7 protein-coding genes are annotated in these 7,373 nt (G+C 67.8%); 1 reads left to right on the forward strand and 6 read right to left on the reverse strand.

What is annotated here, in order from left to right; genetic code table 11:
- A partial coding sequence (locus tag OXU42_18885; protein MDE0031451.1) for a hypothetical protein occupies nt 1-206 on the forward strand: 206 nt, incomplete at its 5' end.
- 64 nt (nt 207-270) lie between these two features.
- Here OXU42_18885 and OXU42_18890 read toward each other — a convergent pair.
- The 6 genes from OXU42_18890 to OXU42_18915 all read right to left on the reverse strand — a co-directional run bounded on the left by OXU42_18890 (nt 271) and on the right by OXU42_18915 (nt 7,255).
- Nucleotides 271-2,478, reverse strand: a complete 2,208-nt coding sequence (locus OXU42_18890) for a xanthine dehydrogenase family protein molybdopterin-binding subunit (protein ID MDE0031452.1) — start codon at nt 2,476-2,478, stop codon at nt 271-273.
- Nucleotides 2,479-2,501: 23 nt separating this feature from the next.
- Entirely contained in the window at nt 2,502-3,398 is an 897-nt protein-coding gene (locus tag OXU42_18895) for an MBL fold metallo-hydrolase (GenBank protein ID MDE0031453.1), read from the reverse strand.
- An 11-nt stretch (nt 3,399-3,409) separates the two neighbouring features.
- Complete coding sequence (locus OXU42_18900; protein MDE0031454.1) at nt 3,410-4,159, reverse strand: methyltransferase domain-containing protein; 750 nt, start codon at nt 4,157-4,159, stop codon at nt 3,410-3,412.
- Between the two features lie 150 nt (nt 4,160-4,309).
- Nucleotides 4,310-4,936 carry a hypothetical protein gene (locus tag OXU42_18905; GenBank protein MDE0031455.1) on the reverse strand — a complete coding sequence of 209 codons (627 nt, stop codon included), beginning with the start codon at nt 4,934-4,936 and terminating at the stop codon, nt 4,310-4,312.
- Between the two features lie 31 nt (nt 4,937-4,967).
- Nucleotides 4,968-6,128, reverse strand: coding sequence for a Fic family protein (locus OXU42_18910; GenBank protein ID MDE0031456.1), 1,161 nt, complete (start codon nt 6,126-6,128; stop codon nt 4,968-4,970).
- A gap of 113 nt (nt 6,129-6,241) precedes the next feature.
- Complete coding sequence (locus tag OXU42_18915; GenBank protein ID MDE0031457.1) at nt 6,242-7,255, reverse strand: LLM class flavin-dependent oxidoreductase; 1,014 nt, start codon at nt 7,253-7,255, stop codon at nt 6,242-6,244.
- Between the last annotated feature and the right edge of the window lie 118 nt (nt 7,256-7,373).

Consider the following 7,373-nt stretch of genomic DNA (forward strand, 5'->3'; position numbering starts at 1 on the left):
TCGACCCCATCGACGACGTCGAGGCGCTTCTGAAGTTCCACACCGAGGACAACCTCATCATCGGCACGGACTACAGCCACACCGACATCTCCGCCAACCTGAGCGGACTCGCCGAGGTGCACAACTGGGTGGACGAGGGGCGGATCAACACCGAGCAGGCAGAGAAGATCCTGAATACCAATTCGCGGGTGTTCTACGGGTTGTAGGGGCCGCGGTTACGTCGCGTGAATGATCGAGGGCGGGTCTCCGGACCCGCCCTTTTGCTTTGCGTCACCCCGACCGGCGCATGGCGCGCCAGACCTTCTCGGGGGTCAACGGCAGGTCCTTCACCCGGGCGCCAGTGCAGCGGAAGACCGCGTTGGCCACGGCCGGGGCCACCGGGATGATGCCTCCCTCGCCCATGCCCTTGGCGCCGTAGGGGCCGGGGCCGTCGCCGTTCTCCACCAGGATCGATTCGAAGGTGGCGGGCAGGTTCTCGAAGCCGGGCACGCGGTAGTCCACGAGGTTGGGGTTGAGGATCTGGCCGTCGCCGTATTCGATGGACTCCATCAGCGCGTGGCCGATGCCCATCATGGCGGCGCCCTCGTCCTGGCCCTCGCACTGGAGCGGGTTCAGGGCCTTGCCCACGTCCGCGGCCATGATGTAGCGGCCGAGCCGCACCTCGCCCGTGTCCCGGTCCACGTCGAGCTCCACCGCGCCGATGCCGATCTCCCAGAAGAGCGGGTTGGCGGGGGTGGTGGCCATGCCGCTGTGGGCGTAGCCGCGGCCCACGATCTCGCCCCCCTGCATGGCGAAGTGCCGCTGGATCAGCTCGCCGTAGGAGACGCTCTGGCCGGCGGCCCGGGCCTCGCCGTCGGCCAGCTCCACGGCCTCGCGCGGAGCCTCGAAGTGCTCCATGGCCAGCGCCAGGATCTGCTCGCGGGCGTCGGCGGCCGCCAACTGGGTGGCCTTGCCCATGACCGTGGTGGAGCGGCTCGACCCGGTGGAGCGGTCATAGGGGGTGTACGCCGTGTCCGGCGGGCGCACCCGCACCTTGTCCAGCGGGACGCGCAACTCCTCGGCCACGATCTGGCTCATGACCGTGCGCGAGCCCTGGCCGATCTCCGAGGTGCCGACGAGCAGCACCACGCTGCCGTCGGAGAGGGCGTGCACGGTGGAGGTGGACGCCAGCGGGGCGCCCGGGTCGGTGACGCCGAAGGCCAGACCCCGGCCCGCGCCGGAGGGGGACACGGGTCCGTCCCAGCCCATGCGCCGGGTGACGTGCCCCAGCCCCTCCCGAAGGTCGGCGTCCAGGGGCTTGCCGCCGGGCTTCAGCTCCTCGCCCCGGTGCAGCAGGTTCTTGAGGCGGAACTCCAGCGGGTCCATGCCCAGGCGGTCGGCGAGGATGTCCATCTGCGACTCGTTGGCCCAGGCGGTCTGGGGGCCGCCGATGGAGCGGAACGACGCCGCGGACACGGTGTTGGTGTAGACGCAGTGGGACTCCACCCGGATGTGCGGGATGCGGTACGGGCCGAGGATGCGCGTGAGCGTGCGGCTGGTCACCACCGGGCCCAGCTCGGCAAAGGCGCCGGTGTTGAGGAAGACCTCCGCCTGCTTGGCCACCAGCGTGCCGTCCCGCTTCGCGCCGGTGCGCACGCGGCACAGGGCCGAGTGGCGCCGCACGGTCATCATCGACTCGGAGACGTTCTGCGCCACCCGCACCGGCCGGCCGCACTTCTGCGCCAGCGCCACCGTCAGGGGCTCGATCTTGGCGCCGGACTTGCTTCCGTAGGCGCCGCCCACGTAGGGGATGATCACGCGCACGGCGGACAGCGGCAGGTCGAAGATGTGCGCCAGCTCTAGCTGCACGCCGAAGGGGTGGGCGCAGGAACTCCACACGGTGACGCCGTCCGCATCCACCTTGGCGATGGCCACGTGGGGCTCCATGGCGTAGTGGTACACCATGGGGAAGGTGAAGGTGTCCTCCACCACGGTGTCGGCCTCGGTGAACCCGGCCGCCACGTCGCCCTTCTCCAGCCGGTCGCTGAAGCAGATGTTGCCGGGCGCGAAGTCGTGGACCAGCGGCGCGCCGTCGGCGACGGCCTCCTCGATGCCCACCACCGCGGGCAGGGGCTCGTACTCCACCGCCAGCGCCCGGAGCGCGTCCTCCGCCGCCGCCTCGTCGTCCGCCGCCACCGCGGCCACCGGCTGGCCGGCGAAGAGCGCCCGGTCCAGCGCCACGACGGGATGGTCCTGAATCCGGCCGCTGAACCAGGGGTTCCGGTCGCGGAAGTCTTCGCGCGTGAGCACGCAGCGGACGCCGGGAATGCGCTCCGCCGCGCGGGTGTCGATGGAAAGGATGCGTGCGTGGGGGTGGGGGCTCCGCAGGATCTTGCCGCAGAGCATGCCCGGCACGGTGATGTCCGAGGCGTACTCGGCCTGTCCCGTGACCTTGGCCACGCCGTCTACGCGCGCGGCAGCGGTGCCGATGATGTCCATGGTCGCGGCCCGAGACCGGTCGGCTAGAACTCCATCAGGTCCTCGGCCGCCACCACCTCGCCCGCATAGCCCTTGCGCACCTCTTCCGCCCAGGGCTCGTAATCGGTGCTGTCCACGCGCCGGGTGAAGTGGGAGAGCACGACCTTCTTGACGGCGGCCTGCGTCGCCAGCTTGGCGATGTTCTCCAGGCCCATGTGGCCCTGGGTGGCCTGGCGCATGATGCCTTCCTGCTCGGCCGGGCTCATGGCGTCCCAGCGCCCGTCCTTGATCATGGCGTTCTTGCGCTCGTCGCACGAAGAGGTCTCGGTCACGAGCACGTCGGCGTCCCTGGCCAGGGCGGTGACCGCGGCGCTGGCGCCGGTGTCGCCGGTGAACACGATGACCCGGTCGGGGGTTTCGAAGCGGTAGGAGTAGGACTTGTAGCGGCCTTCGGCTTTCCCCCGGTGGAAGCTGAAGTGGGTGTTCTCCACCGCGCTCACGCGCACGTTGTCGTCCTGGTAGACCTCGCCGATGCCCACGTCGTGGCCGAAGAACACCTTGTCGAGCGGCACGCTGCGGCCGCCGTCGGCGATGCGGATGTCGGCGCTGATGCTGCAATACGCCACCGTCGCGTCCACCAGCTCCTGTGTGCGGGGCGGGCCGTAGACGTTGATGGGCTCGGTGCGCTGGCCGTCCCACGCCAGCGACATGAGGGTCCCCAGGCCGGCGGTGTGGTCGTCGTGGTGATGCGTCAGGAAGATGATGCCGACCTTGCGCACGTCCGCGCCCGCCCGGGCCATCCGCCGGGACACCCCGTCGCCGGCGTCCACCACGTAGTAGGTGCCGTTGACGGTGAGGAGATGGGATGTCTGCGCACGGTGCGGCGTCAACGAAGGGCCGCCCGAGGTGCCCAGGGTGATGAGTGAAGATGGCGTTTTCATGGGGTGCTCCTTCAGTCGGCGCCAAGCCGCTTCTCCCCGGCGACGAGGCCGAAGTGGAAGCCGCCGCTGAGGTGAACCTGGTCGCCCGCCTTCTCGTAGCGGAAGTATCTCTCCTCGAAGCGCGCCTTCAGCTCCGCCGGCCGGTGTTCCAGCTCATCTATTACCTCGATCCAGTGCCGGCCGGTGGGAATGCCGTCCGTGCCGTCCTGGTCCACCGGGTAGGTGTGGAGGTCGTCACGCACCACCTCCATGCCGCTGTCGGCCATGAGGCGATGGATCTCTTCCTGTGCGAAGAAGCGGAATCCGGCGCCGTGGGAACGCTGGAAGACCTCGTTGATGAGGCTGTTGACGGCCGCGTCGAGGGCGTCGTCCGCCGTAACGATGATCGGATCGAGGATGAAGAGGCGGCCGCCCGGCTTGAGCACCCGCCCCGCCTCCCGCACCATGTCGGTGGCGCTAACGAAGTGGTGCAGGCTGAAGGCCACCCACGCGCAGTCGAAGATGCCTTCCCGCAGCGGCATGCTCTCGGCGGTGGCCGCGACCCGCCCGTAACGGGGAATGGGGTCCGCGTCCGAGTCCCGCGACACCCGCAGCATGGCCAGCGCCGGGTCGATGCCGACCACGCTCCCGTCAGCCAGGCGCCCGGAAACCGGCCGGGCGAAGCGGCCCGTGCCGGTGGCCACGTCGAGCACGGTCTCGTCGCCGCGCAGCGCCATGGCCTCGATCAAGCGCTCCGCCAGCTTTCCGCGAATGTCCGACACGGCCGCGCGCCTGTCGAACTCCGCCGCGTGCGCGGGATCGTGAAACTGTGCGTTTGTCGAGTGTGAGTGTGAATGGGAATGTGAGTGCTCACTCATGGTGCGTTGCTCCTCCGACAGGTCCGCCATCTCCGGTCGCCGGCCAGCCATCAGTCAGTCGTCAGGCCCCCGGTGCGCCGTGGCCGACTCGTCGACCCAGTCGCCCTCGGTGGATGACAACCCGTCTTTCGCCGGAACCGTGCGCTCGCGCCCGGCCCGGTAGAAACGGCAACTCTTCGGACCATAGCAGAAAGTCTCGACCCTGTACCGTCGCCGCGAAGGGTTCCATTGATCCAGTATGATGCCCACCGGCATCCGGCAGCCCCACATACACGTCGCACAGCGGCTTTCGTAGGTGCGCGGGTCCAACCGCCGAGCCCCACGCTCGCGATAGGTTTCCAGATCCGGCGGCACGCCGTGGAACGGCGGCCCGGCGGGCGCCTCCCCCGGCTCAGCCTCCCGGAGGACCTTGAGCCGGCTCGTCCTGTACCACCCCGCCGTTTCCGTGTTTGGATTGGCCACGGGCACCGCCACGCCGCTCACCTCCATGCCGACGCGAAACCGGTGCTTCGCGTGCGCCGCCCGACCCACGGCGATACAGGCCTCACCGTGCTCGCCGGCGCAAGTCCCGTCGATCCGCAACACGTAGCCGTGATAGCTGTGGGAGCGCTCGTCGAGCGAACGCAGCAGCCGTATCCGCGGCTGCACGGAGACGATGGTGCCGGACCAGGGTACGTTCATGCGTGCCTCCGGGATCGTCGACCTCGTGCCGTCACGGCTCCTCGGTGCCTTCGTTGAGGATGGCAAGATATTGATCATAGACGAACAGCCGGTCACGCTGTCTGCCGGTGATCTCCCGCGCGATTCCCTGGCTCACGAGCAACTCCATGGCCGACGCGACGGTGTGGAAGGTAAGCCCGGTATCGCGGCACGCACCGGGCAGCGACAAGATCGGCCGGGACTTGAGCGCATCGTGGACACGGAGCGCCGTCACCGCGCGCCGGCCTGCCGCTGTCTGCACCCGCTCCCGATCATCCTGGAACATCCGGGACAAGCGTTGAGCAGTGCCGACCGCACCGTCGGCCGTCAGTTTCACGCCTTCGAGGAAGAAGTCAAGCCAAGCTTCCCAGTCCCCGGTGCGCCGCACGCGGCTCAGCAGATCGTAGTAGGTGCTCCGGTGTTGCTTCAGGAAAAGACTGAGGTACAGGAGCGGCTCACGCAGCACGCCGGCTTGGCACAGCAGCAGGGTGATCAGCAACCGCCCCACGCGCCCATTGCCGTCCAGAAACGGGTGAATGGTCTGGAACTGCACGTGCGCAAGCGCGGCGCGCATCAGAACCGGCAACTGCTCGGAGTAAAGGAAACCTTCAAGCGCCGCCATGCAGCCGGGCACCGCCGTATGCGGCGGCGGCACGAAGACAGCGTTGCCCGGCCGCGAGCCGCCGATCCAGTTCTGAGAACGGCGAAACTCACCCGGCGTCTTAGAGAGGTTCCGTTCCCCCGACATCAGCACGGCGTGGATCTCACGGATGAGGCGATTCGACAGCGGAAACTGCTCTTCAAGACGGCGCAAACCATGGTGGAGCGCCGCCACGTAGTTCGAGACCTCGACCGCGTCGTCCACCGGCGCTCCGGGCGCTTCCTCCAACTCGAAGAGAAGAAGATCCGAGAACGAGGACTGCGTACCCTCGATCTGGGACGAGAGCACCGCTTCCTTGCGGACGTAGGCGTAGAGGAACAGCGCGTGGTCCGGGAGCAGCGTCGCAACGCCGTCGAGGCGGCCGAGAGCCAAGACGGCCGACTCCACAGCCTGTTGCAAGGCACCGTCCAGGACCAAGGCGGGTTTAGGCGGCAGGGGCGCCGGCACGAACGCGCGAACACGCTCCTCGCCGATGCGAGTCACCTGGTAACTGCCGCATTCTCCGCGCTGCATGGCCATGCTTCCCTATTGAACGGAATTGCAATAGCGCTACTCGCTATTGTAATTATAGGGATAAATTTACAATAGTTGGGCGCGTCTTGCAAGTTGGAGAACGCGGTCACCACCTACGGCAGCGGGCACTCCGGCGTCAGCCGCTTCAACTCGGGGATGACCTCCTCGCCGAAGCGCTGGATGGTCTCAAGCGTTATACTGGACTCCATGCCCGGCCAGTCGACCATAAACCACATGATCTCGGCGCCGAACTCCTGGTGGTAGGACAGCACCTGTTCGGCCACCTCGGCGGGGCTGCCGAGGACCAAGCGGTCCTGCTGCAACTGCTCGAACGGCAGGTCGTAACGCTCGCCCGGCTGTCCCCAGCGCTGGTAGCGCTCGTAGCGACGCTCGTAGCCCTCGCGGATGCGCTCTTCCGCCTCCTTGCGGCTGTCGGCGACGCACAGGTCGCGGAAGATGTAGAGCCCCTCGAAGGGCCTTCGGTGCGCCTCCAGGGCGTGCTTGTACGCGGGCACGGCCTCGCGCAGGAAGGTCTTGGTGTGGCGCCGGCTGGCGATCCAGTGGTCCGCCACCTCCGGCACCCGCGCCACGGTGGGCAAAGTGTCAGCCCCCAGCAGGATCGGCGGCCGGGGCTTCTGTAGCGGTTTGGGATGGATGGTGACGCCGTCGATGCGGTAGAAGCGACCCTGGTGGTGCACCTCGTCCTCGGTCCACAGCCGCTTCACCACCTCGATGCCCTCTTCCAGGCGGGGGCGTTTCTCGCGCAAAGGCACGCCCATGGAGGTGAACTCGACGTCGCGATAGCCCTGGCCGATGCCGAACAGGAACTTGCCGCCGCACAGGTTATCGATGGTGGCGGTGTACTCCGCCACCATCAGCGGCTGGTGCATGGGCAGCAGGAATATCGCCGTCCCCAAGTACATCCCCGGGGTCAGCCCGGCGAAATACGACAGCAGTGGCAGGGACTGCAGCATGGCCGCGTCCGGTCCCGTGGAGTAGTGCTGCGCCACGAACAGCGCCTCGTAGTTGCTGGAATGGGCCACCCGGGCCCGTTCCGTGAAGTCGCGGACGACGTCCGCCCGCTCCAGGTCCGAGGGATAACTCCCGAACGCGATGCCGAAACGCATGGATTCAAACCTCCAATCTCTTGGTCACGCCTGTGGCTCTCCCTGTCACGCCCGCGCTCCTTCCGTCATTTGTATGTTGATAGAGCCTCTCGAATCGGCCAATTTGAGGGGTAGGCAT

This window comes from Deltaproteobacteria bacterium, assembly GCA_028818775.1.
Lineage (GTDB): Bacteria > Desulfobacterota > Binatia > UBA9968 > JAJDTQ01 > JAJDTQ01.